This is a genomic window from Streptomyces sp. NPDC023157 (assembly GCF_055560575.1).
This window is the reverse complement of the sequence record NZ_JBVHIL010000005.1, coordinates 57,419-82,260: the sequence shown is the minus strand read 5'-3', so window position 1 is coordinate 82,260 and position 24,842 is coordinate 57,419. Positions and strand designations below refer to the sequence as shown.

Genomic DNA, 24,842 nt, shown 5'->3' with positions numbered 1-24,842 from the left:
CGCTGAAGCGTTTAGTGGCAGAATCCGGGGCTCGACGGGGGCTCGGCATCGGATTGATCCAGATTGATCTTGAGGGGCGGGAGCACCGTGATGGGGAGGCTGGAGCCGTGACGGCAGGCGAATCGAGCGGGGCGAGCGGGAGCGTGGTGCGCCGCATCCTGCTGGGGTCCCAGTTGAGGCGGCTGCGTGAATCGCGCGGCATCACCCGGGAGGCGGCCGGTTATTCGATCCGCGCGTCCGAATCCAAGATCAGCCGTATGGAGTTGGGAAGGGTGAGCTTCAAGGCCAGGGACGTCGAGGATCTGCTCACCCTCTACGGAGTCGGCGACGAGACCGAGCGCGGTTCGCTCCTCGGTCTGGCCCGCGAGGCGAACGTGGCCGGCTGGTGGCACAGCTTCGGCGACGTCCTGCCCGGCTGGTTCCAGACCTACATCGGCCTCGAAGGCGCCGCCTCCCTCATCCGTATCTACGAGGTGCAGTTCATCCACGGCCTGCTGCAGACCGAGGCCTACGCCCACGCCGTCGTCACCCGCGGCATGCCCGGCGCCCCGCGCGCCGAGATCGACCGCCGGGTCGCCCTGCGCCTGGAGCGCCAGAAGGTCCTGGTCTCCGAGCGCGCCCCGCAGTTCCACGCCGTGCTCGACGAGGCCGCGCTGCGCCGCCCGTACGGCGACCGGTCCGTCATGCGGGGGCAGTTGAGGCATCTCATCGAGATCTCGGAGCACCCCCACGTCACGCTCCAGGTCATGCCCTTCAGCTTCGGCGGCCACGCGGGCGAGAGCGGCGCCTTCACCATGCTGAGCTTCCCCGAGTCCGACCTCTCGGACGTCGTCTACCTGGAACAGCTGACCAGCGCCCTCTACCTCGACAAGCGCGAGGAGGTCGCGCAGTACGCGCGGGTCATGGAGCGACTGCGCGAGGACAGCCCCGACCCGGCCGAAAGCCGCGATCTTCTGCGGGGACTCCTCCAACTCTCCTGATACGTCAGTACGATGACGTGACATCAGTGCGTCAGTGGGTCAGTGCGTCACCGACGTGCCCGTCCGTGCCGACGTCCGCCGCAGCGGGTAAGGGGTCTTGTTCATGTCGTCTGTCTTCTCCGGCTTCACCGAACTGGCCCACCAGTACATCGACGGCGAGTGGAAGCCCGGCAGCGGCTCCTGGGACATCATCGACTTCAACCCGTACACCGGGGAGAAGCTGGCCTCGATCACCATCGCGACCGCAGCCGAGGTCGACCAGGCCTACCGGGCCGCCGAGCGGGCCCAGGCGGAGTGGGCGCAGACCAACCCGTACAGCCGCCGGCTCGTCTTCGAGCGGGCGCTGCGGGTCGTCGAGGACAGCGAGGAGGAGATCGCCGAGGCGATCGTCGCCGAACTCGGCGGCACCCGCCTCAAGGCCGCCTTCGAGCTGCACCTGGCCAAGGAGTTCCTGCGCGAGGCGATCCAGCTGTCGCTGCGCCCCGAGGGCCGCATCCTGCCCTCGCCGGTGGACGGCAAGGAGAACCGGGTCTACCGCCTGCCGGTCGGGGTCGTCGGCGTCATCTCGCCGTTCAACTTCCCCTTCCTGCTGTCGATCAAGTCGGTCGCCCCGGCCCTCGCCCTGGGCAACGGCGTCGTCCTCAAGCCCCACCAGAACACCCCGGTCTGCGGCGGCACCCTCGTCGCCAAGGTCATGGAGGAGGCCGGTCTGCCGGCCGGCCTGCTCAACGTCGTCGTCACCGACATCGCCGAGATCGGCGACGCCCTGCTGACCCACCCGGTCCCGAAGGTCATCTCCTTCACCGGCTCCGACGAGGTCGGCCGCCACGTCGCCACCGTCTGCGCCCAGAACTTCAAGCACACCGTGCTCGAACTCGGTGGCAACAGCGCCCTGATCGTCCTCGACGACGCCGACCTCGACTACGCGGTGGACGCGGCCGTCTTCAGCCGCTTCGTGCACCAGGGCCAGGTGTGCATGGCCGCCAACCGCATCCTGGTGGACCGCCGGCTGGAGCCGGAGTTCAGCGAGAGGTTCGTGGCGAAGGTGAAGACCCTGCGGGTCGGCGACCCGGCCGACCCCGCCACCCACATCGGCCCGCTCATCAACTCCCGGCAGGCGGAGGCCGTCGCGGCGCTCGTCGACCAGACGGTCGAGGCCGGCGCGACCGCGCTGCTGCGCGGCACGGTCGAGGGCAACGTCGTGTCGCCCTCCGTCCTCACCGGCATCGCCCCCGACGCGCCGGTCCTCGGCCAGGAGATCTTCGGCCCGGTGGCCCTGATCGTCCCCTTCGACGGCGAGGACGAGGCCGTACGGATCGCCAACGACACCCCGTACGGGCTCAGCGGCGCCGTCCACACCGGGGACATCGAGCGGGGTGTACGGATCGCCAAGCGCATCCACACCGGCATGATCCACATCAACGACGGCACCGTGCACGACGAGCCGATCGTCCCGTTCGGCGGCGAGAAGCGCTCCGGCATCGGGCGGCTCAACGGCGAGGCGATGATCGAGGCCTTCACCACCCAGAAGTGGATCTCGATCCAGTACAGCCGCAGCCGCTTCCCGTTCTAAGTCGTCTCTTGGGCCGTCCGCCCGGCACGTCCGCCGGATCCTCGCGTCTAGGACATCATCTGACCTAGATGGCCCGTAAGTTGGTCGGTGTCGGAGAGAAGCCGACACCGACCTACGGAGGGTGGACATCATGGTGGCTCTGGTTCCCATGGAGCAGCAGGGTGACGAGCGGGGCGCGTTCCTGAACTTCGTGCAGTCGCAGCGCGAGGCGCTGATCCGGGCCTCCTACGGCCTCACGGAGGAGCAGGCGGCGAGCCGCCCGAGCGCCAGCGAGCTCAGCCTGTCCGGCCTGATCAAGCACGTCGCCGAGGTCGAGCTCAACTGGCTCCGGCTGGCCCAGCAGCGCCCGAACGAGCGGCAGCGCGACGAGAGCACCTGGGCCGAGGGCTTCCGGCTCGTCGACGGCGAGACGATCCCGGAGATCGTCGCCTTCTGGGAGGGCGTGGCCAAGGAGACCGAGGAGTTCGTCCGGAGCGTGCCCAGCCTGGACGACACCTTCCCGCTGCCGCCCGCGCCCTGGTTCCCCGAGAACGGACGGGTCTCGATCCGCTGGATGCTGCTGCACCTGGTCCAGGAGGCGGGCCGGCACGCGGGTCACGCGGACATCATCCGGGAGTCCCTGGACGGCAAGGGCTCCTTCGAACTGATCGACCTGGAGCGCCAGGGCTGAGCCCCCGCCCTACCCTGGTCAACGTTGACCAGTGAGTCAGGGAGGTCCGTGGGATGACGGCGATCCGCCTTCTCGTCCTGGGCGCGGTCAAGCAGCACGGCCGCGCCCACGGCTACCAGGTGCGCAACGACCTGGAGTACTGGGGCGCGCACGAGTGGTCCCAGGCGAAGCCGGGCTCGATCTACCACGCGCTCAAGCGGATGGCGCAGCAGGGACTGCTGCGCGCCGACGAGAGCGCGCCCAGCACGGCGGGCGGCCCGCCGCGGGTCGAGTACGAGATCACGGACGCCGGCCGCGAGGAGTACCTGCGGCTGCTGCGCGAGGCGCTCTCCACGTACGACCAGCGGATGGACGTCCTGTCGGCGGGCATCGGCTTCATCGTGGACCTGCCGCGGGCCGAGGCCGTGGAGCTGCTGCGGGCGCGGCTGCGGGGCCTGGACGCGTGGCGGACGGAGGTCACCACGTACTACACCCCCGAGGGCGGGCCGGAGCAGCTCGGTCACATCGGGGAGATCATGCACCTGTGGGTGCACTCCGCCGACGCGGGCCGCGCGTGGACGCTCGGCCTGATCGACCGGATCGAGGGCGGGGCGTACGTGTTCGCGGGCGAGGGCGAGCCCTTCGTGGGCGTGCTGGCGGAGGGCGAGGAGAACCCGTTCACGGAGTGACCCGCCCGCCGCACGCCCGCCGGGGTGCCGGTCAGTGGTGGAAGGACGTCGCCGCCTGCTTGTCGTGGGTGAACGGGTGGGACTGGCGGCGGAGGTCGGGCAGGATCCGCTCCAGTTCCTCGGTGAGGAGGCCCGCCAGGTCGGCGGAGAAGCCGTTGCGGCAGACGATCCGCAGCACGGACAGGTCCTCGCGGTTGGCGGGGAAGGTGTACGCGGGGACGAGCCAGCCGCTCTCGCGCAGGCGCCGGGAGACGTCGAAGACGTCGAAGTTGGTGACCTCGGGCGCGGTGGTGAAGGCGAAGACCGGCAGCTCGTCACCGCGCGTCAGAAGCCGGAAGTCGCCCATCGCGTCGATCCGTTCGGCCAGGCCCCTGGCCACGTCCCGGCTGGTCTGCTGGACCGCCCGGTAGCCCTCCCGGCCCAGCCGGAGGAACGTGTAGTACTGCGCGACGACCTGGGCGCCCGGCCGGGAGAAGTTGAGGGCGAAGGTGGGCATGTCGCCGCCCAGGTAGTTGACCCGGAAGACCAGCTCCTCGGGGAGCTCGGCGGAGGAGCGCCACAGCGCCCAGCCGACGCCCGGGTAGACGAGCCCGTACTTGTGGCCGGAGGTGTTGATCGAGGAGACGCGGGGGAGCCGGAAGTCCCACACCAGCTCGTCGTCGACGAAGGGCGCGACCATGGCGCCGGAGGCCCCGTCCACGTGGACGGGGATGTCGAGCCCGGTGCGCTCCTGGAGCGCGTCGAGGGCGGCGCAGATCTCGGCGACGGGTTCGTAGGAGCCGTCGAAGGTGGAGCCGAGGACGGCGACGACGCCGATGGTGTTCTCGTCGCAGAGCGCGGCGGCGGTCTCGGCGTCGAGGTGGAAGCGCTCGCCGTCCATGGGGACGAGCCGGGGCTCGACCTCCCAGAAGTTGCAGAACTTCTCCCAGCAGACCTGGACGTTGATGCCCATCACCAGGTTGGGGCGGGCGCCGCCCCGGTAGCGGTCGGCGTTGCGGGTGGTCCAGCGGCGCTTGAGGGCCATGCCGGCGAGCATGCAGGCCTCGCTGGAGCCGGTGGTGGAGCAGCCGACGGCGGCCGCCGGGTCGGGGGCGTTCCACAGGTTGGCGAGCATCGAGACGCAGCGGCGCTCCAGTTCTGCGGTGCGCGGGTACTCGTCCTTGTCGATCATGTTCTTGTCGCGGCACTCGGCCATCAGCACCCCGGCCTGCGGCTCCATCCAGGTGGTGACGAAGGTGGCGAGGTTGAGGCGGGAGTTGCCGTCGAGCATCAGCTCGTCGTGGACGAGCTGATAGGCGCTCATCGGCGGCAGCGGCCGGTCGGGCATCCGGTGGCGGGGCGGGGCCTCGGTCATGCCGCTGACCGGGTTGGCCTCGCCGTAGAAGGGGTTGAGGGAGAGCCGGCGGTGGTGCTCGCTCTCCTGCTCTGCGGGTCCCTTGTGCAGTGCCACGGTGACTCCTTCTTCGCGGTGGGGGAGATCAGATGTTGTTGGTCAGCGGAGGGACTTGCCGTGCTCGTCGAGTTCCAGGAACGGGCGGCCGGTGACGACCAGCCAGGCGGGCAGGATCGCCACGCAGAGCACGGCGACCATCGAGGGGGAGGAGGCGAGGACGGCGGCGACGAAGAGGCTCACCCAGCCCTGCCGGGTGGTGGCGAGCAGGATGCCGAGGACGCCGGCGGAGACGGCCACCGCCGGGTGGATCTCGGGGACGAGGGCCTGCGCGCACAGGCCGAACGCCGCGCCGATGAAGACGGCGGGGAAGACCCGGCCGCCGCGGAAGCCGCAGGCCGCGGCGACGAGCAGGGCGACGGTCTTGACCACGGCCATCTTGGCCAGCTCGCCGGAGCCGTAGACGCCGATGTTCTCGGCGAGCTCCCTGGTCTCGTCCAGGCCCTTGAAGAGCGTCAGATGCCCGCCCAGGGCGCCGAGGAGGCCCAGCACGAGCCCGCCGAGCGGCAGCATCACCATGGGGTGCCGCAGCCGCTCGAAGGCCCGGTGGACGTACGGGAAGGCGTAGCAGGCGAGCAGGCCGAAGGCGGCGGCGAGGGTGGCGACGATCAGCGCGGCGAGGAGGTCGGAGACGCCGGGGTCGTCCAGCGGTGGAAGCCCGATGTCGAAGCTGGGGTCGGAGATGAGCTGGGTGGTCATGGCCCCGGCTCCGGCGGCGACCAGCGGGGCGAACAGCCGGTCCCACAGCGAGCCCTTGCCCGGCCGGGTGGCCAGCGCCTCGGAGAGGACGAGGGCGGCGGCCACCGGGGTGCCGAACAGGGCGCCGAAGGTGCCGGCGGTGGCCAGCGACACCCACAGCAGCCCCGGCACGGCGGGCAGCAGCCGGCCGCCCAGCCAGAAGGCGAGGGCGATGGCCGAGACGATCGTCGGGTTCTCGGGTCCGAGGCTGACACCACCGGCCAGCGACAGGGTGCTGGCGAGGAGCAGGCCGGGGACGATCGAGGGCGCGATCGGCGGCCCGCCGAGCCCGCCCTCGGCCGGGTCGCCGCCGGCGTGCCCGTACACCTTCCAGACGACGAGCCCGACCGCGATGCCGGTCGCGGTGAGCGTGGAGATCATCCACAGCGAGGAGTAGTTCCCGATGCCGAGCGCGTCCGGAAGGGTGTGCCACAGCACGTGCTGGAGCTGCTCGGCGATCGCGCTGATCCCGAGGAACAGCAGGGCCGATCCCACGCCGACCACGAGGGCGGGCAGGATCTGGGGCAGCAGGATCCGGTGGGGTGCCTCGGGGACGGGGGCAGCGGGTGTAGCGGGGGTATCGGTGGCCACCGACTCACCATAAGTGGACAAAAGCCGTACAACATCCCGAGAGGCCTGCGGAGTCGGGCGGGTCGGGCTTGCACCTCACGCCGCGTCAGGACCGAGGCTGGCACGCGAACCGACACAGAGAAGGGGCGGGGAGCCGATGAGCTACTCCGTGGGACAGGTCGCCGGCTTCGCCGGGGTCACGGTGCGCACCCTGCACCACTACGACGCGATCGGGCTGCTCTCGCCCGGCGGACGCAGCCCGGCGGGCCACCGCCGCTACGCCGACGCGGACCTCGACCGGCTCCAGCAGATCCTGTTCTACCGGGAGCTCGGCTTCCCCCTCGAAGAGGTCGCCGTCCTCCTCGACGACCCCCGCGCCGACCCGCGGGAGCACCTGCGGCGGCAGCACCGGCTGCTGACCGAGCGCATCGGGGAACTGCGACGGATGGCGGCGGCCGTCGAACACGCCATGGAGGCGAGACGCATGGGCATCAACCTCACGCCCGAGGAGAAGTTCGAGGTCTTCGGCCACAAGGACCCCGAGCGGTACGCGGAGGAGTCCGCCCGCCGCTGGGGCGGCACCCACACCCACGAGGAGACACAGGCCCGCGTCGCCACGTACACCAAGGACGACTGGCGGCGCATGAAGGAGGAGATCGACGCCTGGGGCACCGCCTACGGCGCCCTCATGGACGCGGGCGAGGCCCCCGGCTCCCCGGCCGCCATGGACCTCGCCGAGGCCCACCGCGCCCACATCACCACCTGGTTCTTCGACTGCCACCCGAGGACCCACCAGGGCCTGGCCGAGATGTACGTCTCCGAGGAGAACTTCCGGGCCTTCTACGACTCGATCCACGAGGGCCTCGCCGAGCACCTGCGCGCCGCGATCCACGCCAACGCGCGCCGCCTCGCCGGCTGAGACCGGGCCCCGGGCGCGCGAGCCCGCGCCCGGGGAGCACGGCCGCGGGGCCTCAGGCGCGCGGCGCGATGACCACGGCGGTGCCGTAGGCGCACACCTCGGTGCCCACGTCGGCGGCCTCCGTGACATCGAAGCGGAACATCAGGACCGCGTTCGCGCCCCGCGCCTTCGCCTGCTCCACCAGCCGTTCCATCGCCTGGTTGCGGGTCTGCACCAGGGTCTTCGTCAGACCCTTCAGCTCCCCGCCGATCATCGACTTCAGGCCCGCGCCGATCTGGCTGCCCAGATGCCGGGAGCGCACCGTCAGGCCGAAGACCTCGCCGATCACCTGGCGCACCTCGTAGCCGGGCACGTCGTTCGTCGTGACCACCAGCACGTCCGACTGGGGGCCCTGGCCGCCGCCGTACTCGTCGATGCTCATCCGCATCCACCTCCTGGCCCTCAGCCTGGGGGCGGGACGGCGGGGGCGCATCCGGAGGGCCGCCGCGGGGGCCACGGGGCCGCCCTGAGCCGGGTGGGCGCGGGTGGAACCCGGAGGGTTCGCTCCGCGTTGATAGCTTGGGGCGGCGGTTCCGTATGACAATCTCCTCGACGCGCCCGCGCGTCCCCCTGTCTGGAACCCGTCGTTGCCCCGCCCTTGCCCCGTCCTTCTCCGCCCCCACAGATCGCAGGAGCCCGGAACCCGTGAACACGCTTGCCCTCGGTCCGAGCTGGCTGGACCCGGACTATCTGATCCAGACCTTCGGTCTGATCGGTGTCCTCGTCATCGTCTTCGCCGAGTCCGGACTCCTCATCGGCTTCTTCCTGCCGGGCGACTCGCTGCTCTTCACCACCGGCCTGCTCGTCACCACGGGCAAGCTGGACAGCCCGCTGTGGCTGGTGTGCACCCTGGTGGTGGCCGCGGCGATCATCGGCGACCAGGTGGGCTACCTGTTCGGCCGCAAGGTCGGACCGGCCCTCTTCAGCCGCCCCGACTCCAAGCTGTTCAAGCAGGAGAACGTCGAGAAGGCACACGAGTTCTTCGAGAAGCACGGCCCGAAGTCGCTGATCCTGGCCCGCTTCGTGCCGATCGTGCGCACGTTCACGCCGATCATCGCCGGTGTCAGCCGGATGAACTACCGCTCCTTCATCACCTTCAACGTCATCGGCGGCCTCCTCTGGGGCGCCGGCGTGACCCTGCTCGGCGCCTCCCTCGGCAAGATCGACTTCGTGCACAAGCACATCGAGCTGATCCTCGTCGCGATCGTGCTGATCTCCGTCGTCCCGATCGTGATCGAGTACCTGCGGGCCCGCTCCCAGTCGAAGAAGAAGCGGGGCGAGGACACCGGCCACGACGCCCCCGGCACCCCGAACCCCCCGGCCGAGCGCGGCCGCCACGCCAAGCGCTGACCGCCCGGCCGCACACGCACCACCCACCGGGGGCTTCCGGGGCCGTACAGGCCTGGGCCTGTCGTCCTAGAAGCCCCTGGTGCGTTTCGCCGCCCGGCGGGCCGCCGCCGCGCCCGGCGCCTGCATGAACAGGCGGGCCAGCTCGCTTCCCAGGTTCACCCCGATCGCGATCGCCAGGGCCAGGGCCGCCGCCTTCGCCAGCGAGGCGAAGCCCCCGTCCAGGTTGTTCTGGGCGATCGCCAGCACACCGAAGTACGTCGCCGAACCGGGCAGCAGCGGACCGATCGCCGCCGTCACGTACGGCAGCGACGAGGTGTGGTGGTAGCGGGCGATCAGCTGCCCGAACAGGCCCACCAGACCGGCCGCCACCGCCGTCGCCATCACCGTCGAGCCGCCCGCGGTCACCGCGATCGACGCGTAGATCACCCAGGCCACCCCGCCGTTCAGCGTCGCGAACAGCACCGTCGCCCGCGACTGCTGCAACAGGATCGCGAAGGTCGCGCACAGCACCATCGACGCCACGATCTGCGTCACCGGCCGCTCGACCGGCCGCAGCACCCCCTCCGGGTTCAGCTGCGCCCCGAACTGCACCGCCAGGTACAGCACCGACAGCACGCCCACCACGATCGCCACGAAGAAGTAGCCGACCTCCAGGAGCCGGGCCGAGGCCGTGATGTAGAAGCCGGTCAGACCGTCCTGCACGGCCGCCACCAGCGCCCGCCCCGGGATCAGCGCGAACAGGCCACCCGTGATGACCGCAGAGGGCCGCAGATCGGCGTGCAGCAGCGTCAGCGCCACCCCCATCGCCGCCGGGGGCATCGCCGCCACCAGGAACTGGTAGAACTCCGGCAGCCCGCGCCCCGCGCACAGCCACGCCAGCCGGTCGCCCAGCACCGCGCCCAGCGCCGCCACGAAGAACACCGTCGCCCCGCCGCCGAGCAGCACCGACGCCGCCCCCGCCAGCATCCCGGCCGCCGCCGTCAGCACCCAGCCGGGGTACGGGTGCCGGTTGCGCCGTATCTCCGCGAGCCGCCGGTACGCCTCCTCGGGCGTCACCTCGTGCGCCTGCGCGTTGATGTCCGCGAGCAGCTGGTACACCGCCGCGAGCCGTGTGTAGTCCGTGCCCCGGCGCCGTACCGTCCGGTTCGCCGTCACCGGATCGTCCACGAGGGACGGCTGGTAGGTGACGGCCAACAGGGTGAACGTCACCGTCGGCTCGACCCGGTCCAGACCGTACGAGCGGCAGATCGCGAACATCGCCGCCTCGACGTCCTCCGCGCCCTCCCCGCCCGCGAGCAGCAGCTCGCCGATACGCAGCGTCAGGTCGAGCACGCGCGGCACCGAGGGCCCGGACTCGTCCCCCTTGCGGGAGGGCTCCGGCACCGGCCGCTCGTGCACCGGCAGCCGCAGCATGGTCCGCATCCGGTCCTGCCACGGCGCGTCCTGGGAGAGCCGCACCAGCGGTATCCCGTACGCCGGGGTGAACGCGGGCGGCGAGGTCTTCGCCGAATACGTGGCCGGCGTCGCGAACGCCGAACCCTCCTGCTCCGGCGGCGGCTCCGCCGTCAGACCCGGCGGCAGGGCGAACTCGGAGGTCGGATGCTCCTCCTCGGGCGGCGCCGGCTGCGCCACCCCGGCGGGCGGGACGAACGCGCTCCGCGCCTCGTCCGACTGCGGCTTCCGGTCCTCCGGAGCCTCGTTCGGGCCCTCCGGCTCCGCCACCACTCTCTCCGCCTCATCCCCAGGGAATCGTGGATTCCAGTATGAAGGTGCGACGGATGTGCGAAAGGCGGTGCACCCGGAGAGGTGCACCGCCTTCACACGATCACGACAGAGAGGGCTCAGTGGCCGCCCTGCTCCTTGGCGCGCGCGTAGGACTTCTCGATCTCTTCCTCGGCCTCGGCGCGGCCGACCCAGTCGGCGCCCTCGACGGACTTGCCCGGCTCCAGGTCCTTGTAGACCTCGAAGAAGTGCTGGATCTCCAGGCGGTCGAACTCGGCCACGTGGTGGATGTCGCGCAGGTGCTCCATGCGCGGGTCCGTCGCCGGGACGCACAGCAGCTTGTCGTCGCCGCCGGCCTCGTCCGTCATGCGGAACATGCCGATGGCGCGGCACTTGATGAGGCAGCCCGGGAACGTCGGCTCGTCCAGGATGACGAGCGCGTCCAGCGGGTCGCCGTCCTCGCCGAGGGTGTTCTCGACGTAGCCGTAGTCCGTCGGGTAGGCGGTCGAGGTGAAGAGACGGCGGTCCAGGCGGATCCGACCGGTCTCGTGGTCGACCTCGTACTTGTTCCGCGATCCCTTGGGGATCTCGATGAGAACGTCGAACTCCACGGGTGGATCTCCTCCTGAATCAACACATGTCAATGCTCGCGACGACGCGCGGTGGTTAAGTGTCCCTCACGCAGGGGCTTGATCGCGAAAGGGGCTGGTCATCACATGCCGGAGCCGAGAACCTGGCAGCTCGCGGCGGGCTCCGCCGTGCTCGGACTGGCCCTGGCCGCCGGAGCGGTGACCGTGGCCGGCCCGTGGGACTCCGGTCAGCGTAAGGCCGAGCGGGCCCGCGCGGCCGCCGCCGACCTCAGGGGTGGCGTACATCACGCCGGAGCCCCCGGCCCCGCCGCCCCCCACCGCCCCGCCCCCGCCCCGAGCGCCGCCGGAGTCCTCCGCGCCCTCGGCGCCCCCGGGACCACCGGCGCCACCGGCACCACGGACCCCCCGGGCACCACCCGGACGGGCGACCCCACCAGCCCCACAGCCCCGGACCGCCCCGCCCGCCCGGTCGACTGGGCCGCCGTCCTCGTCCCGCTCCTCGCCGACCCCGGCCTCGGCCCGCTCCGCACCGCCTCCGTCGTCGACGCCACCACCGGCCGCCGGCTGTACGGGGAGGGCGAGGGCACCCCGATGACCCCCGCCTCCACCGTCAAGATCGCCACCGCGGCCGCCGCGCTCTCCGCCCTCGGCCCCGACCACCGCATCGCCACCACCACCGTGGGCACCGCCGACGGCCGCACCGTCACCCTCGTCGGCGGCGGCGACCCCACCCTCGACAAGGCCCGCCTCACAGCCCTCGCCACCGCCACCGCCCGCACCCTCAAAGCCCGCGGCGGCACCCCCGGCCCCATCCGCCTCACCTACGACACCAGCCTCTACCGGGGCCCCGCACTCCACCCCATCGGCCCCAACGAGAACCTCGCCCCGCTCAGCGCCCTCATGACCGACGAGGGCCGCCTCGACGGCAGCCACAGCGGACCCGCGCCCCGCACCACCGACCCGGCCGGCGACACCGCCACCGCCTTCGCCGGCCTCCTGCGCGCCGCCGGCCTCACCGTCCAGGGCGCCCCCGCCCCCGGCCGCGCCCCCCGGGGCCCGCAGGCCGCGCCCCTGGCCCGCACCGACTCCGCACCCCTCGCCGACCTCGTCGAACGCACCCTCACGAACAGCGACAACGACCTCGCCGAAGCCCTCGCCCGGCAGACCGCCCTCGCCCGCAAGCAGCCGGCCAGTGCCGACGCGGCCGGCAAGGCCGTCCACGCCGAACTCGCCCGCCTCGGCCTGCCCCTCGCCGGCGCCCGCTTCGCCGACGGCAGCGGGCTCGACCGGCGCGACCGCGTCTCCGCCGCCCTGCTCACCGGCATCCTCACCCGGGCGGCCGACCCCGCACACCCCGCCCTGCGGCCCGTCCTCACCGGACTGCCCGTCGGCGGCTTCAGCGGCACCCTCGCCGGACGCTTCGGCACCGACACCACCGCCCGCGGCGCGGGCCTCGTCCGCGCCAAGACCGGCACCCTCACCGGAGTGAACACCCTCGCCGGAACCGTCGTCACCGCCGACGGACGCCTGCTCGCCTTCGCCTTCCTCGCCGGCCGCACCAGCTCCGCCGACACCGCCCAGCCCGCCCTCGACCGCCTCTCGGCCGCCCTCGCCCCCGCCCGCTGAGCCGGCACCGACCCCGCGCCCCTCCCCCGCCCGTCCCTCGCCCACCCCGCGCCCATCCCGGGCCGACCCCTCGCCGACCCGGGGGAACACTCGCCCGAACCCTCACCGAACGGGCGCCGAGACCGTACGGTTGACGCATGACGAGCATCGGTGGTGCAGGCACATCGGGGATGGTCGACTGGAATCTCGCCGTCGCGACGGCGACCCGCCTGGTGCGCCCGGGCCCCGAGGTGACCCGGGAGGAGGCCCGCGAGGTCGTCGCCGAACTCCGCAGACACGCCAAGGCCGCCGAGGCACACGTCCGCGCCTACACCCGGATGATCCCCGAGGACCGCGACCCCGCCGACACCCCCGACACGCCCGTCCTCGTCGTCGACCGCGCCGGCTGGATCAAGGCCAACGTCGCCGGCTTCCGCGAACTGCTCTCCCCGCTCCTCGACAAGATGCAGGAACGCCGCTCCGGCTCCACCGGCGGCGCCGTCCTCAGCAGCGTCGGCGGCAAGGTCACCGGCGTCGAACTCGGCATGCTCCTGTCGTTCCTGGCCTCCCGCATCCTCGGCCAGTACGAGACCTTCGCCCCCGCCGGCCGCGACCTGCCCGCCGACAGCGCCGGACGCCTCCTGCTCGTCGCCCCCAACATCGTCCACGTCGAACGCGAACTCGACGTCTCCCCGCACGACTTCCGGCTCTGGGTCTGCCTCCACGAGGAGACCCACCGCACCCAGTTCACCGCCGTCCCCTGGCTGCGCGACCACCTCCAAGGCGAGATCCAGTCATTCCTCGCCGCCACCGACGTCGACCCCTCCACCGTCGTCGAACGCCTCCGCGAAGCCGCCCAGGCCCTCGCCGGCGGCCGCCCCGAAGGCGAACAGGGCGAACCCGCCCCCTCCCTCGTCGAACTCGTCCAGACCCCCGAACAGCGCGAGATCCTCGGCCGCCTCACCGCCGTCATGTCCCTGCTCGAAGGCCACGCCGACTACGTCATGGACGGCGTCGGCCCCGACGTCGTGCCCTCCGTCGCCGAGATCCGCGAGAAATTCCAGCAGCGCCGCGCCCGCGGCGCCTCCCGCCTCGACCTCGCCCTGCGCAAACTGCTCGGCCTCGACGCCAAGCTGCGCCAGTACCGCGACGGCGAGCGCTTCGTCCGCGCCGTCGTCGACCAGGTCGGCATGGACGGCTTCAACCGCGTCTGGACCTCCCCCAACACACTCCCCACCAAGGCCGAGATCGCCGCCCCCGCCGACTGGGTCGCGAGGGTGCACCGTAAGGCAGACTCCTGAGGCGGATGAGCCTGATGGCGTAAGAACACCCCACCAATCACCCATCCGAGGGACCGTAGACGGCGGGTAAGGCGTGCAATGCTCGGGTAACGGCCAGGTTCTGTCACCATCGACGCACTCTGAGTGACCGAACCCCCACTTCCGACCGTTAAGACTCCGACCGAGGCACTGCACTCCTCCACGAAGGGCACCGGACATGGGTCCCCATCCTGCGGTCGCGGCGATACGCCTGGCGGTCCGCCGCGTACTCCACGACGTCCTCACCGAGCACACCACCGAGCACACCACCCGGCACGCCGACGGCGGCCACCACGGCCGGCCCGACGCCCGCCCCCTGGTCCTCGTCGCCTGCTCCGGCGGCGCCGACTCCATGGCACTCGCCTCCGCCCTCGCCTTCGAAGCCCGCAAACTCGACCTCCGCGCCGGCGGCATCACCGTCGACCACGGACTCCAGACCGGCTCCGAACAGCGCGCCGGCGAAGTCGCCGACCGCATGACCGCCCTCGGCCTCGACCCCGTCGAAGCCGTCACGGTCACCGTCGGACGCGACGGAGGACCCGAAGCCGCCGCCCGCGACGCCCGCTACGCCGCCCTCGACGCCGCCGCCGAACGCCACGGCGCCACCGCGATCCTCCTCGGCCACACCCGCGACGACCAGGCCGAGACCGTCCTCCTCGGCCTCGCCCGCGGCTCCGGCATCCGCTCCCTCTCCGGCATGGCCGCGGTCTCCGGCACCGCCCGCCGCTACCGCCGCCCCTTCCTGGAGCTGGACCGCCAGACCGTCCGCAAGGCCTGCATCGCCCAGGAACTCGCCGTCTGGGACGACCCCCACAACAGCGACCCCGCCTACACCCGCTCCCGCCTCCGCCACGAAGGCCTCCCCGCCCTCGAGAAGGCCCTCGGCAAGGGAGTCGTCGAAGCCCTCGCCCGAACGGCCCAGCTGTCCCGCGACGACGCCGACGCCCTCGACTCCTGGGCCGCCGACGCCGAAGCCTCCGTACGCGACGACACCGGCCGCCTCGAATGCGCCAAACTCTCCGGACTTCCCCCCGCCGTACGCCGCCGCGTCCTGCGCCGCGCCGTCATCGCCGAAGGCGCCCCCGCCGGATCCCTCTTCGCCCGCCACATCGAAGAGGTCGACCGGCTGATCACCGGCTGGCGCGGCCAAGGGGCCATCAACCTGCCCGGGCGCGTCGAGGCACGCCGCCAGGGTGGCAGACTGGTCATTCGGCAAGGCTGAAGCAAGGCTGCAACGAAAGTGACCCGGGTGAACGAGAAGGACATGGGCACCGACCTCAAGTCGGTGCTCATCACCAAGGAAGAGATCGACGCGAAGCTGGCCGAGCTGGCCGCGAAGATCGACGCGGAGTACGCGGGCAAGGACCTGCTCATCGTCGGAGTCCTCAAGGGCGCCGTGATGGTGATGGCGGACCTGGCGCGCGCGCTGTCCACCCCCGTCACCATGGACTGGATGGCCGTCTCCTCCTACGGCGCCGGCACCCAGTCCTCCGGCGTCGTCCGCATCCTCAAGGACCTCGACACCGACATCAAGGGCAAGCACGTCCTGATCGTCGAGGACATCATCGACTCGGGCCTGACCCTGTCCTGGCTCCTGTCCAACCTCGGCTCGCGCGAGCCGGCCTCCCTCGAGGTCTGCACCCTGCTGCGCAAGCCGGACGCGGCCAAGGTCGCCATCGACGTGAAGTGGATCGGCTTCGACATCCCGAACGAGTTCGTCGTCGGATACGGCCTCGACTACGCCGAGAAGTACCGCAATCTCCCGTTCGTCGGCACCCTCGCCCCCCACGTCTACGGCGGCTGACACCCGCCGCCCCCAGGGGAACCCGCACCGTCTTCCCTCCGTTGAAGCAAGGGAAGACGGCCGCGGGTGACAATGCTGGGGTACCGTCCGAAGAACAGCTTTTTCTCACACAGCAGCATTTACCTACGGGCAGGAGGGACGGGGTGCCTGGCGCCCCGTATGGATGGACGTGAAGCGATACTTCCGTGGGCCGGTCATGTGGATCGTGCTGGCCGTCCTCGCCGTGGTCGTGCTGATGCAGGTCGTCGGCTCGTCCGAGGGCTACAAGACGGTGGACACCTCCCAGGTCGTCCAGGCGATCGACAAGAACCAGGTCAAATCCGCAAAGCTGACGACCGGTGACGAGCAGGTCATCAAGATCGACCTCGTCGACGGTCAGCAGATCAACAAGTCGGGCAAGGTCCAGGCCAGCTACATCGGCACCCAGGGCGCCGACCTCGCCGACAAGCTGCAGGAGAAGTTCGAGGCCGGACAGATCGAGAAGGGCTACACCGTCTCGCCGACGAAGCAGTCCCCCTTCGTCTCGGTCCTGCTCTCGCTCCTGCCCTTCGTCCTGATCGTGGTCGTCTTCCTGTTCCTGATGAACCAGATGCAGGGCGGCGGCTCCCGCGTCATGCAGTTCGGCAAGTCCAAGGCGAAGCTCATCACCAAGGACACGCCGAAGACGACCTTCGCCGACGTCGCCGGCGCCGACGAGGCCGTCGAGGAACTCCACGAGATCAAGGAATTCCTCCAGGAGCCGGCCAAGTTCCAGGCCGTCGGCGCCAAGATCCCCAAGGGCGTACTGCTGTACGGCCCGCCCGGAACCGGCAAGACGCTCCTCGCGCGCGCCGTCGCCGGCGAGGCCGGCGTGCCGTTCTACTCGATCTCCGGCTCCGACTTCGTCGAGATGTTCGTCGGCGTCGGCGCCTCCCGCGTCCGCGACCTCTTCGAGCAGGCCAAGGCCAACGCCCCGGCCATCGTCTTCGTCGACGAGATCGACGCGGTCGGCCGCCACCGCGGCGCCGGCCTCGGCGGCGGACACGACGAGCGCGAGCAGACCCTCAACCAGCTGCTCGTCGAGATGGACGGCTTCGACGTGAAGGGCGGCGTCATCCTCATCGCCGCCACGAACCGCCCCGACATCCTCGACCCCGCGCTCCTGCGCCCGGGCCGCTTCGACCGGCAGATCGCCGTCGACCGCCCCGACATGCTGGGCCGCCTGGAGATCCTCAAGGTCCACCAGAAGGGCAAGCCCGTCGCCCCCGACGTGGACCTCGGCGCCGTCGCCCGCCGCACCCCCGGCTTCACCGGCGCGGACCTCTCCAACGTCCTCAACGAGGCGGCGCTCCTCACCGCCCGCAGCGATCAGAAGCTGATCGACAACAAGGCGCTGGACGAGGCGATCGACCGCGTGGTCGCGGGCCCGCAGAAGCGGACCCGGATCATGTCGGACAAGGAGAAGAAGATCACCGCGTACCACGAGGGCGGACACGCCCTGGTCGCGGCGGCCTCGCCGAACTCCGACCCGGTCCACAAGATCACCATCCTGTCCCGCGGCCGCGCCCTGGGCTACACGATGGTCCTGCCGGACGAGGACAAGTACTCGACCACCCGCAACGAGATGCTCGACCAGCTGGCCTACATGCTGGGCGGCCGCGCCGCGGAGGAACTGGTCTTCCACGACCCGACCACCGGCGCCGCCAACGACATCGAGAAGGCCACCGCCACGGCCCGCGCGATGGTCACCCAGTACGGCATGACCGAGCGGCTCGGCGCCATCAAGTTCGGCGGCGACAACACCGAGCCCTTCCTCGGCCGCGAGATGGCGCACCAGCGCGACTACTCGGAAGAGGTCGCCGCGCTGGTCGACGAAGAGGTCAAGAAGCTCATCGAGACCGCGCACAACGAGGCGTGGGAGATCCTCGTCGAGAACCGCGACGTCCTCGACAACCTGGTCCTGGCGCTCCTGGAGAAGGAGACCCTGGGCAAGGAGGAGATCGCCGAGATCTTCACCGCCATCACCAAGCGCCCGGCCCGCCCGGCCTGGACCGGTTCCGCCCGCCGGACCCCGTCCACCCGCCCGCCGGTCCTCTCCCCGAAGGAGCTGGCCCTGACCAACAGCGCCAACGGCTCCTCCTCGGCGACGACCCCGGTCGACACCACCAAGACCCCGGACGCCCTCCCCGAGGAGCACCCCGAGGTCTGACGGATCCCCGGACCCGGAATGGAAGCCGCGCCCCCTCAGGTTCTAGCCTGAGGGGGCGCGGCTTATTCGCGTCATGTTCAGACAGACGGAACGAGGCACAGATGACCGACCCGGTGACGCTGGACGGCGAAGGCCCGATCGGCGAGTTCGATGAGAAGCGCGCCGAGAACGCCGTACGGGAGCTCCTCATCGCGGTCGGTGAGAACCCGGACCGCGAGGGTTTGCGTGAGACGCCCGCACGCGTTGCACGTGCATACAGGGAACTCTTGGCGGGAATGAGGCAGGAACCTGAAGACGTCCTGACCACGACGTTTGACCTCGGTCACGACGAAATGGTCCTCGTGAAGGACATCGAGCTCGTGAGCTTCTGTGAACATCATTTGCTCCCGTTCCATGGCGTGGCCCACGTGGGCTACATCCCGGCAGAGAGCGGCAAGATCACCGGGCTGTCGAAGCTGGCGCGGCTGGTCGATGTCTTCGCCCGTCGCCCGCAGGTGCAGGAGCGTCTGACGACGCAGATCGCCGATTCGCTCATGAGGATCCTTGAGGCACGCGGCGCGATCGTCGTGATCGAGGCCGAGCACATGTGCATGTCCGTGCGCGGCATTCGCAAGCCCGGCGCGAAGACGACGACCTCGGCGGTACGTGGCCAACTACGTGACGCTACTACACGCGCCGAGGCCATGTCCCTGATATTGGCCCGTTAGCAGCGGACTGCCCGCCTTGCTCCATACCGTCCCCGATCAGTGGAGTTGATCGCTGATCAAGGGGGACCGGTATGGGGTACGGGCTGACCAGCAAGATGCTGGTGAACCTGGTCGACGGCTGCGCTCAGGCGAAGAACGTGGTGCCTGGGGCAGCGATGTGGACGCTGGACGGTGACCGGGCCGTGCGGACCACCGTCACGGAGGTCACGGGAGCCAAGGCTCGCCAGGCCGTCGAGGTGGTCACGGACCACATGGGCTTCGTCGCGAGCCCGGATCTGCTGCTGGCCACACCGGACGGGTGGACACACGCGAGGGACGCGGCGGGAGCGACGGTTGCCTGGACGCCGGCGCGGAAGCTGTGCCGGGAACGATTCGCTATCCGGGCGGGGTACGAGTTCGGCTATTTCGTAGGTGCTACCTGCGCCGACGGGACTGTCGGAAAGAACTACGTCTCGCTGGTCGTGAACGAGGAACGGTTCGCGGCGCGGTACGCGACCGCTCTGACCGCCTGCACGGGCCTTCCCGCGCGACTGGAGCCGGTGAGCCGGCCTTCCGGCTACCTGAAGCGGGACCTGGCGGGCTTCCGCGTGCGCGTGGTGTCCTCGTACCTCTCCGACGCGCTCAGGCACTACGTGGGAGGCGACCCCCACCACATGCGGCAGCGCTTTCCACGGGTCGTGCTTCGTGACATGGAAACCTTCAGCGGGTTCCTCGATGGGTACGTAGAGGGTGACGGCTGTCGCCTCCGGCACTGGGCCGCGAGCATGATCACGAGCGCCAATGTCCCGTTCCTCGCCGAGATCGCTCCCATCATCGGAGCCCGGTTCACCCCGTCGAAGCACAGTGTGGCGTCACAACTGTGCGTATCGGACCGCTGGCAGAGCCGCAACACCTTCGCCCCCGAGCACCACCCCACCGAGCCGCCCGAGTCCACCTGGGTCCAGGTCCGCGAGGTCCGTCCCCGCCCGGCGGGCGGTACCAAGCCCTTCACCTTCTACAGCTACCGGCTGTCCCCGCACCCCACGTTCCTGGTGAACGGGCACCTGGTGCGGGAGCCCTGGTAGGGGCTAGCTCACCGGCGCGCGGTTCGGGCCGTTGTCGTCCTCGTCCTCCGGGAGCTTGCAGACGTGTTCGAGGAAGAGGGCGGCGGCGATGACGGCGATGCCGGCGAGGACGGCGAAGGCGGCGTAGAGGGCCTGGTCGCGGCGGGCCGGGATGTCGAGGGAGCCGAGGAGGAAGACGCCCGTGCCGCCGTACATGCCGGCGACGAGGGCGGCGACGAGGGCGCTGGCCTGGGCGAAGACGACCGCGCGGGCGGCCATCAGGGGTTCGACGCCCTTGGCGCCGGGGCGGCGCTCGCGCTGGGCCCTGAGGCGGGCGCGCAGCGAGAGGGCGGTGGCGGTGAGGACGACGGCGATGGCCGCCAGGACGATGGGGGCGGCGAGCGGCACGCTCGGGAGGGTGCCGATCGCGTCCCAGAGCCGGGCGGCGCCCCAGGAGAGGATGCCGGCGACGACGAAGAGTCCGGCGAGCACCTTGAGCCGCAGTTGTTTCACCGGGTGTCCTTCGCGTGGTCGGAGCGACGATCTCTGACGAGCGTAACGACTACTCGGGGAGTCGGAGTTCCAGGTCGGTGCGCGGCGTGATTCCCTCGCCGCCGAGTGTGGCGAGGAGGGTGGCGACCGGGCCGTGGCCGGGGAGCTGGGCTTCGGGGTCCACGTCGTGCCAGGGCGCGAGGACGAAGGCGCGCTGGTGGGCGCGGGGGTGCGGGAGGGTGAGGACGGGGTCGTCGGAGAGGACGTCGGCGTACGTGATGATGTCGACGTCGATGGTGCGGGAGCCCCAGCGCTCGTCGCGGACCCGGTGGAAGGCCTCCTCGACGGCGTGTGCGCGCTCCAGGAGCGAGGCCGGGGGGAGGGTGGTCTTCACGAGGATGACCGCGTTCAGGTATGTGGGCTGGCTGCCGGGGTCGACGCCCCAGGGCTCTGTCTCGTAGACGGGGGAGACGGCCTTGACCCGCAGGCCGGGGGTGTCCTCCAGGGCGTCGACGGTGCCCTGGAGGGTCTCCAGGCGGTTGCCGAGGTTGGCGCCGAGGGCGAGGACGGCCCATTTGGGGTTGGAGAGGGTGACGTCCGCCGCGTCGACGGCGGCGGTGACGGCCGCCGGGACGGGCTGGACGGTCGGATCGCTGTGCTGGGGCTTCATGCGCGGCTCCGGGTGATGGTGACGGTCACGTCGTCGAAGGGGACCGTGATGGGCGCGTCCGGCTTGTGGACGACGACCTCGACCTCCTGGACGCCGGCGTGCTTGAGGCACTGCTGGGCGATCCGCTCGGCGAGCGTCTCGATGAGGTCCACGGGCTCGCCCTGGACGACGTCGACGACCTCTTCGGCGACGACGCCGTAGTGCACGGTCTTCGTCAGGTCGTCTCCGGCGGCGGCGGGGCGGGTGTCCAGGCCGAGGGTGAGGTCGACGATGAAGGTCTGGCCTTCCTCGCGTTCCTTGGGGAAGACGCCGTGGTGTCCTCGGGCCTTGAGGCCGCGCAGCGCGACACGATCCACGCGAATCACTCCTGCTGTCGTAGTACGGGTGGCCACGCAGCCGGGTGCGGACGGCCGGGTGTCCACCCACGAATCTACCTGCGGGCACCGACAGCCGGGTCGGCGGCCGGGGTGTCCGGCCGGTCGGGGTGGCTCAGTCGGCGGAGTCGGCGGGGCCCGTGGTGCCGTCGTTGTCGTTGTCGTCGCTCTCGGGGATCACCGGGGAGCCGTGGTGGGACCAGACCTTCCACCCCTCCGACGTGCGGCGGAACACGTTGGTGGCGACGACGAGCTGTCCGACGAGGGGGCCGAGGGAGGCGCCGTCCTCGGCGGGGCCGCCGCTGAGGATGTTCTCGGTGCACGTGACGACCGCCACGTCCGAGGTGAGGGAGACCTCGACGTCGGTGAGGAAGAACTGGATGTAGTCGGTGTTCGCCATGATCAGGGCGTACGAGCGGAGCACTTCGCCGCGGCCGGACAGGACGGGCCAGCCGGGGTGGACGCAGGAGATGGGGGTGGCGCCGTCGTCGAGCCAGAGGTCGGTGATGGTGTCGAAGTCGCCCTGTTCCATCGCTTCGTAGAAGGCGGTGTTGGCCGCTTCGACGGCGGCGCGGTCGGCTTCGCGGGCGCGGCTCACGCGGCTCCCTCGACGGCTCTGGCGACGCGTACGGCGTCGGCGGTGGCGCGGACCTCGTGGACGCGGACGGCCCAGGCGCCTTCGTGGGCGGCGATGGCGGAGACGGCGGCGGTGGCGGCGTCGCGTTCGCGGGCGGGCGGCGGGGCGGCGCCGTCGTGGGCGAGGACGTGGCCGAGGAAGCGTTTGCGGGAGGCGGCGACGAGGAGGGGGCGGCCGAGGGCGCGGAGCCGGGGGAGGTGGGCGACGAGGGCCAGGTCGTGGGGGGCGAGTTTGGCGAAGCCGAGGCCGGGGTCGAGGACGATGCGTTCGGGGGCGATGCCGCCGTCGATGACGGCTTCCATGCGGGTGCGGAGTTCGGTGACGACCTCGTCGACGACGTCGTCGTAGACGGCGAGGCTGTTCATGTTGTCGCTGAAGCCGCGCCAGTGCATGACGACGAAGGGGACTTCGGCGGCGGCGACGGCGGCGACCATGCCGGGGTCGGCGAGGCCGCCGCTGACGTCGTTGACGAGGGTGGCGCCGGCGGCGACGGCGCGGGCGGCGACGGTGGCGCGCATGGTGTCGACGGAGACGGTGACGCCTTCGGCGGCGAGGCCGCGGACGACGGGGACGACGCGGCGGAGTTCTTCCTCGGCGTCGACGCGGCTGGCGCCGGGGCGGGTGGATTCGCCGCCGACGTCGATGAGGTCGGCGCCTTGGGCGGCGAGGTCGAGGCCGTGTTTGACGGCGGCCGTGGTGTCGAACCAGCGGCCGCCGTCGGAGAAGGAGTCGGGGGTCACGTTGACCACGCCCATGACCGCGCAGCGGTCCCACTCCGGCAGGCCGAGTGCCGTGCCCCGGTCGATCGTCGTACTCATGCGTCCAGCGTAGGGCCCGGCGGCGTCTTTAAGCCGCGTGGACCTCGTGCTCGGTCTGGGCGGCGACGATGTGGGCGCAGGGGCGGGGGGTCGGGGTGTGGGAGCGGCGGCGGAAGGGGCGGGGGAGGGTGAAGTTCACGAAGCCTTCGGCCTGCATGGCGGCGAAGCCGATGCGGGGGAGGTCGCGGCTCTTGCGGTAGACGACGAAGCGGGGTTCCCAGCGGGGCTGGAACTTGGCGTTGAACTTGTAGAGCGATTCGATCTGGAACCAGCGTGAGAGGAAGACGAGGAGGCCGCGCCAGAGGCGCAGGACGGGGCCGGCGCCGATCTTCTCGCCGCGGGCGAGGGCGGCCCGGAACATGGCGAAGTTGAGGGAGACCTGCTGGATGCCGAGGCGGGGGGCGTCCTGGAGGGAGGCGACGATGAGGAGTTCGTTCATGCCGGGGTCGGCGGCGCGGTCGCGGCGCATGAGCTCCAGGGACATGCCGTTCTTGCCCCAGGGCACGAAGTGGATGATCGCCTTCAGGTCGCCGTAGGGGGAGTCGGTTCCTTCGGGGTCCTCTTTGTGGGCGGTCGCTATGACGGCGTCACCGTCGCCGGCGTCGCCGATGCGGCCGAGGGCCATGGAGAAGCCGCGTTCGGTGTCGGTGCCGCGCCAGTCCTCGGCGGCGCGGCGGACGCGGGCGAGTTCGCCGTCGCTGAGGTCGGCGACGCGGCGCACTTTGGTGGTGTAGCCGTTGCGTTCGATGCGCTTGACCATTTGGCGGACGTTGCGCATGGCGCGGCCGGAGAGGGAGAAGTCGGCGACGTCGACGACGGCTTCGTCGCCGAGTTCGAGGGCGTCGAGGCCGGTCTCGCGGGTCCAGACCTGGCCGCCGGTCTCGGAGCAGCCCATGACGGCGGGGGTCCAGGAGTGGGCCTTGGCCTCGTCCATGAAGCGTTCGATGGCGCCGGGCCAGGCTTCGACGTCGCCGATGGGGTCGCCGCTGGCGAGCATGACGCCGGAGACGACGCGGTAGCAGACGGCGGCTTTGCCGCTGGGGGAGAAGACGACGCCCTTGTCGCGGCGGAGGGCGAAGTGGCCGAGGGAGTCGCGGGCGCCGTGCTGGGCGAGGAGGGCCCGCAGGCGGGTCTCGTCGTCCTCGGTGAGCCTGGCGGCGGGGTGCTCGGGCCGGAAGGCGAGGTAGATGGTGGTGAGGGCGGTGAGCATGCCGAGGGCGCCGAGGGAGTAGCCGACGGTCCAGTCGACGTCGCCGGTGTAGGCGACGGGGCCTTCGATGCCGAAGAGGCCGTACAGGACGTGTTCGAGGCGGTCGGTGAGGCTGGGGCTGCCGACGACGCGGCGCGGGTGGGCGCTGACGATCACGAGGCCGAGGGCGATGGAGCCGGCGCCCATGAGGACGAAGTTGGCGAGTGCGCGCCAGCGGCTGCGGGGGTCGGGGAGGGCCGCGAACTGGTCCCGGTGGCGTACGAGCAGGGCGAGGAGCGCGACGGAGAGCAGGGCTCCGGTGATCGAGTGGCGCCAGACGAACTGGGCGAGGGCGCCGAGCGGCAGCAGGACCACGGCGGCGCGCCAGGCGCGGCGCTTGTTGCGCTTGAGGCCGTGGGCGAGCAGCAGCAGGAGGACGCCTGCGCTGAGGGAGAGGGCCGCGGAGAGCGGTCCGAGGGTGCCGGGCAGGATCTCCGCGACGGCGTGCATGCGGCTGGCCCGGAACCGGGGGAAGACTCCCGCGGCGACGTCGATCAGACCGATCAGTGTGCAGGCCGTGCCGATCAGCGCGGGGACCCTTTCGGGTCGGGGTCCGCGCAGAATCCGGCGTACGTGATCCGGAACCGATCCGGATTTGTCCCCATCTACCGTGACAGACATTGCTTCCCGTGCTTCCCGTGGCTCCGCGAGAGATCGTTGATCCGGT

At 71.2% G+C, this 24,842-nt stretch carries 24 protein-coding genes; 13 read left to right on the top strand and 11 right to left on the bottom strand.

All coding sequences use genetic code 11. The features are described 5' to 3' along the window. Positions 1-107: 107 nt before the first annotated feature. The 4 genes from ACZ3ZE_RS19015 to ACZ3ZE_RS19000 all read left to right on the top strand — a co-directional run bounded on the left by ACZ3ZE_RS19015 (position 108) and on the right by ACZ3ZE_RS19000 (position 3,891). Complete coding sequence (locus tag ACZ3ZE_RS19015; protein WP_361176701.1) at positions 108-980, top strand: helix-turn-helix domain-containing protein; 873 nt, start codon at positions 108-110, stop codon at positions 978-980. 103 nt (positions 981-1,083) lie between these two features. After that, on the top strand, positions 1,084-2,553 hold the full coding sequence (locus tag ACZ3ZE_RS19010; protein WP_467259865.1) for an aldehyde dehydrogenase family protein: 1,470 nt from the start codon (positions 1,084-1,086) through the stop codon (positions 2,551-2,553). 130 nt (positions 2,554-2,683) lie between these two features. Then, on the top strand, positions 2,684-3,223 hold the full coding sequence (locus ACZ3ZE_RS19005; RefSeq protein WP_361176697.1) for a DinB family protein: 540 nt from the start codon (positions 2,684-2,686) through the stop codon (positions 3,221-3,223). A gap of 53 nt (positions 3,224-3,276) precedes the next feature. Then, a complete protein-coding gene (locus ACZ3ZE_RS19000; protein ID WP_467259864.1) occupies positions 3,277-3,891 on the top strand; it encodes a PadR family transcriptional regulator in 615 nt (204 codons plus the stop codon). A 31-nt stretch (positions 3,892-3,922) separates the two neighbouring features. On the opposite strand, the gene ACZ3ZE_RS18995 is transcribed toward ACZ3ZE_RS19000, so the two are convergent. After that, entirely contained in the window at positions 3,923-5,341 is a 1,419-nt protein-coding gene (locus ACZ3ZE_RS18995; protein ID WP_361176693.1) for a glutamate decarboxylase, read from the bottom strand. A 42-nt stretch (positions 5,342-5,383) separates the two neighbouring features. Next, complete coding sequence (locus ACZ3ZE_RS18990; protein WP_361176691.1) at positions 5,384-6,670, bottom strand: ion channel protein; 1,287 nt, start codon at positions 6,668-6,670, stop codon at positions 5,384-5,386. A 136-nt stretch (positions 6,671-6,806) separates the two neighbouring features. On the opposite strand from ACZ3ZE_RS18990, the gene ACZ3ZE_RS18985 reads away from it, so the two are divergent. Further along, complete coding sequence (locus ACZ3ZE_RS18985) at positions 6,807-7,568, top strand: MerR family transcriptional regulator (RefSeq protein ID WP_361176689.1); 762 nt, start codon at positions 6,807-6,809, stop codon at positions 7,566-7,568. A gap of 52 nt (positions 7,569-7,620) precedes the next feature. Here the strand turns inward: ACZ3ZE_RS18985 and ACZ3ZE_RS18980 are convergent, their stop codons facing one another. Beyond that, positions 7,621-7,989, bottom strand: a complete 369-nt coding sequence (locus ACZ3ZE_RS18980) for a YbjQ family protein (protein ID WP_351665998.1) — start codon at positions 7,987-7,989, stop codon at positions 7,621-7,623. 263 nt (positions 7,990-8,252) lie between these two features. Here ACZ3ZE_RS18980 and ACZ3ZE_RS18975 point away from each other — a divergent pair, with 263 nt between their 5' ends. Further along, positions 8,253-8,957 (top strand): DedA family protein, encoded by a 705-nt coding sequence (locus tag ACZ3ZE_RS18975; protein ID WP_361176687.1) that lies wholly within the window; start codon positions 8,253-8,255, stop codon positions 8,955-8,957. Between the two features lie 66 nt (positions 8,958-9,023). On the opposite strand, the gene ACZ3ZE_RS18970 is transcribed toward ACZ3ZE_RS18975, so the two are convergent. Both ACZ3ZE_RS18970 and ACZ3ZE_RS18965 read right to left on the bottom strand, forming a co-directional pair. After that, positions 9,024-10,682 (bottom strand): threonine/serine exporter family protein, encoded by a 1,659-nt coding sequence (locus ACZ3ZE_RS18970; RefSeq protein ID WP_361176685.1) that lies wholly within the window; start codon positions 10,680-10,682, stop codon positions 9,024-9,026. 116 nt (positions 10,683-10,798) lie between these two features. After that, positions 10,799-11,290: an inorganic diphosphatase gene (locus ACZ3ZE_RS18965; protein WP_024758444.1), complete on the bottom strand. Its 492-nt coding sequence runs from the start codon at positions 11,288-11,290 to the stop codon at positions 10,799-10,801. A gap of 105 nt (positions 11,291-11,395) precedes the next feature. Between ACZ3ZE_RS18965 and dacB the strand changes: the two genes are divergently transcribed. From dacB to ACZ3ZE_RS18930, 7 genes are all read left to right on the top strand, one after another. Continuing rightward, positions 11,396-12,895 carry a D-alanyl-D-alanine carboxypeptidase/D-alanyl-D-alanine endopeptidase gene (gene dacB, locus ACZ3ZE_RS18960; protein WP_467259862.1) on the top strand — a complete coding sequence of 500 codons (1,500 nt, stop codon included), beginning with the start codon at positions 11,396-11,398 and terminating at the stop codon, positions 12,893-12,895. Between the two features lie 137 nt (positions 12,896-13,032). Next, positions 13,033-14,175: a zinc-dependent metalloprotease gene (locus ACZ3ZE_RS18955; RefSeq protein WP_361176680.1), complete on the top strand. Its 1,143-nt coding sequence runs from the start codon at positions 13,033-13,035 to the stop codon at positions 14,173-14,175. A 196-nt stretch (positions 14,176-14,371) separates the two neighbouring features. Then, a complete protein-coding gene (tilS, locus tag ACZ3ZE_RS18950) occupies positions 14,372-15,415 on the top strand; it encodes a tRNA lysidine(34) synthetase TilS (RefSeq protein WP_361176678.1) in 1,044 nt (347 codons plus the stop codon). Positions 15,416-15,457: 42 nt separating this feature from the next. Continuing rightward, the gene (gene hpt / locus ACZ3ZE_RS18945) at positions 15,458-15,997 is read left to right on the top strand and encodes a hypoxanthine phosphoribosyltransferase (RefSeq protein WP_132917781.1); all 540 of its coding nucleotides are present in this window, start codon (positions 15,458-15,460) and stop codon (positions 15,995-15,997) included. 163 nt (positions 15,998-16,160) lie between these two features. Continuing rightward, complete coding sequence (ftsH, locus tag ACZ3ZE_RS18940) at positions 16,161-18,185, top strand: ATP-dependent zinc metalloprotease FtsH (protein ID WP_361176676.1); 2,025 nt, start codon at positions 16,161-16,163, stop codon at positions 18,183-18,185. A gap of 101 nt (positions 18,186-18,286) precedes the next feature. Further along, a complete protein-coding gene (folE, locus tag ACZ3ZE_RS18935; protein ID WP_361176674.1) occupies positions 18,287-18,892 on the top strand; it encodes a GTP cyclohydrolase I FolE in 606 nt (201 codons plus the stop codon). Positions 18,893-18,963: 71 nt separating this feature from the next. Then, complete coding sequence (locus tag ACZ3ZE_RS18930) at positions 18,964-19,956, top strand: hypothetical protein (RefSeq protein WP_467259860.1); 993 nt, start codon at positions 18,964-18,966, stop codon at positions 19,954-19,956. Positions 19,957-19,959: 3 nt separating this feature from the next. Here ACZ3ZE_RS18930 and ACZ3ZE_RS18925 read toward each other — a convergent pair whose 3' ends face one another. From ACZ3ZE_RS18925 to ACZ3ZE_RS18900, 6 genes are all read right to left on the bottom strand, one after another. Further along, positions 19,960-20,448, bottom strand: coding sequence for a DUF3180 domain-containing protein (locus ACZ3ZE_RS18925; RefSeq protein ID WP_361176670.1), 489 nt, complete (start codon positions 20,446-20,448; stop codon positions 19,960-19,962). 49 nt (positions 20,449-20,497) lie between these two features. Beyond that, on the bottom strand, positions 20,498-21,097 hold the full coding sequence (gene folK / locus ACZ3ZE_RS18920) for a 2-amino-4-hydroxy-6-hydroxymethyldihydropteridine diphosphokinase (RefSeq protein WP_361176668.1): 600 nt from the start codon (positions 21,095-21,097) through the stop codon (positions 20,498-20,500). Next, positions 21,094-21,453 carry a dihydroneopterin aldolase gene (gene folB, locus ACZ3ZE_RS18915; protein ID WP_361176666.1) on the bottom strand — a complete coding sequence of 120 codons (360 nt, stop codon included), beginning with the start codon at positions 21,451-21,453 and terminating at the stop codon, positions 21,094-21,096. The genes folK and folB overlap by 4 nt, the downstream gene beginning before the upstream one ends. 133 nt (positions 21,454-21,586) lie before the next feature. Continuing rightward, complete coding sequence (locus ACZ3ZE_RS18910) at positions 21,587-22,069, bottom strand: nuclear transport factor 2 family protein (RefSeq protein WP_361176664.1); 483 nt, start codon at positions 22,067-22,069, stop codon at positions 21,587-21,589. After that, positions 22,066-22,926 (bottom strand): dihydropteroate synthase, encoded by an 861-nt coding sequence (folP, locus tag ACZ3ZE_RS18905; protein ID WP_361176662.1) that lies wholly within the window; start codon positions 22,924-22,926, stop codon positions 22,066-22,068. Before folP ends, ACZ3ZE_RS18910 begins: the two co-directional genes overlap by 4 nt. 28 nt (positions 22,927-22,954) lie before the next feature. After that, positions 22,955-24,796, bottom strand: a complete 1,842-nt coding sequence (locus ACZ3ZE_RS18900; protein ID WP_361176660.1) for a phosphatidylglycerol lysyltransferase domain-containing protein — start codon at positions 24,794-24,796, stop codon at positions 22,955-22,957. Positions 24,797-24,842 lie beyond the last annotated feature (46 nt).

What these genes read in the sequence shown, in the direction of transcription:
- ACZ3ZE_RS18900 (WP_361176660.1), bottom strand. Translation starts at nt 24,796, where the DNA reads ATGTCTGTCACGGTAGATGGGGACAAATCCGGATCGGTTCCGGATCAC.
- ACZ3ZE_RS18955 (WP_361176680.1), top strand. Translation starts at nt 13,033, where the DNA reads ATGACGAGCATCGGTGGTGCAGGCACATCGGGGATGGTCGACTGGAAT.
- ACZ3ZE_RS19000 (WP_467259864.1), top strand. Translation starts at nt 3,277, where the DNA reads ATGACGGCGATCCGCCTTCTCGTCCTGGGCGCGGTCAAGCAGCACGGC.
- ACZ3ZE_RS18985 (WP_361176689.1), top strand. Translation starts at nt 6,807, where the DNA reads ATGAGCTACTCCGTGGGACAGGTCGCCGGCTTCGCCGGGGTCACGGTG.
- hpt (WP_132917781.1), top strand. Translation starts at nt 15,458, where the DNA reads ATGGGCACCGACCTCAAGTCGGTGCTCATCACCAAGGAAGAGATCGAC.
- folE (WP_361176674.1), top strand. Translation starts at nt 18,287, where the DNA reads ATGACCGACCCGGTGACGCTGGACGGCGAAGGCCCGATCGGCGAGTTC.
- folP (WP_361176662.1), bottom strand. Translation starts at nt 22,926, where the DNA reads ATGAGTACGACGATCGACCGGGGCACGGCACTCGGCCTGCCGGAGTGG.
- tilS (WP_361176678.1), top strand. Translation starts at nt 14,372, where the DNA reads ATGGGTCCCCATCCTGCGGTCGCGGCGATACGCCTGGCGGTCCGCCGC.
- ftsH (WP_361176676.1), top strand. Translation starts at nt 16,161, where the DNA reads ATGGACGTGAAGCGATACTTCCGTGGGCCGGTCATGTGGATCGTGCTG.
- ACZ3ZE_RS18930 (WP_467259860.1), top strand. Translation starts at nt 18,964, where the DNA reads ATGGGGTACGGGCTGACCAGCAAGATGCTGGTGAACCTGGTCGACGGC.
- ACZ3ZE_RS19005 (WP_361176697.1), top strand. Translation starts at nt 2,684, where the DNA reads ATGGTGGCTCTGGTTCCCATGGAGCAGCAGGGTGACGAGCGGGGCGCG.
- dacB (WP_467259862.1), top strand. Translation starts at nt 11,396, where the DNA reads ATGCCGGAGCCGAGAACCTGGCAGCTCGCGGCGGGCTCCGCCGTGCTC.
- folK (WP_361176668.1), bottom strand. Translation starts at nt 21,097, where the DNA reads ATGAAGCCCCAGCACAGCGATCCGACCGTCCAGCCCGTCCCGGCGGCC.
- ACZ3ZE_RS18980 (WP_351665998.1), bottom strand. Translation starts at nt 7,989, where the DNA reads ATGAGCATCGACGAGTACGGCGGCGGCCAGGGCCCCCAGTCGGACGTG.
- ACZ3ZE_RS19010 (WP_467259865.1), top strand. Translation starts at nt 1,084, where the DNA reads ATGTCGTCTGTCTTCTCCGGCTTCACCGAACTGGCCCACCAGTACATC.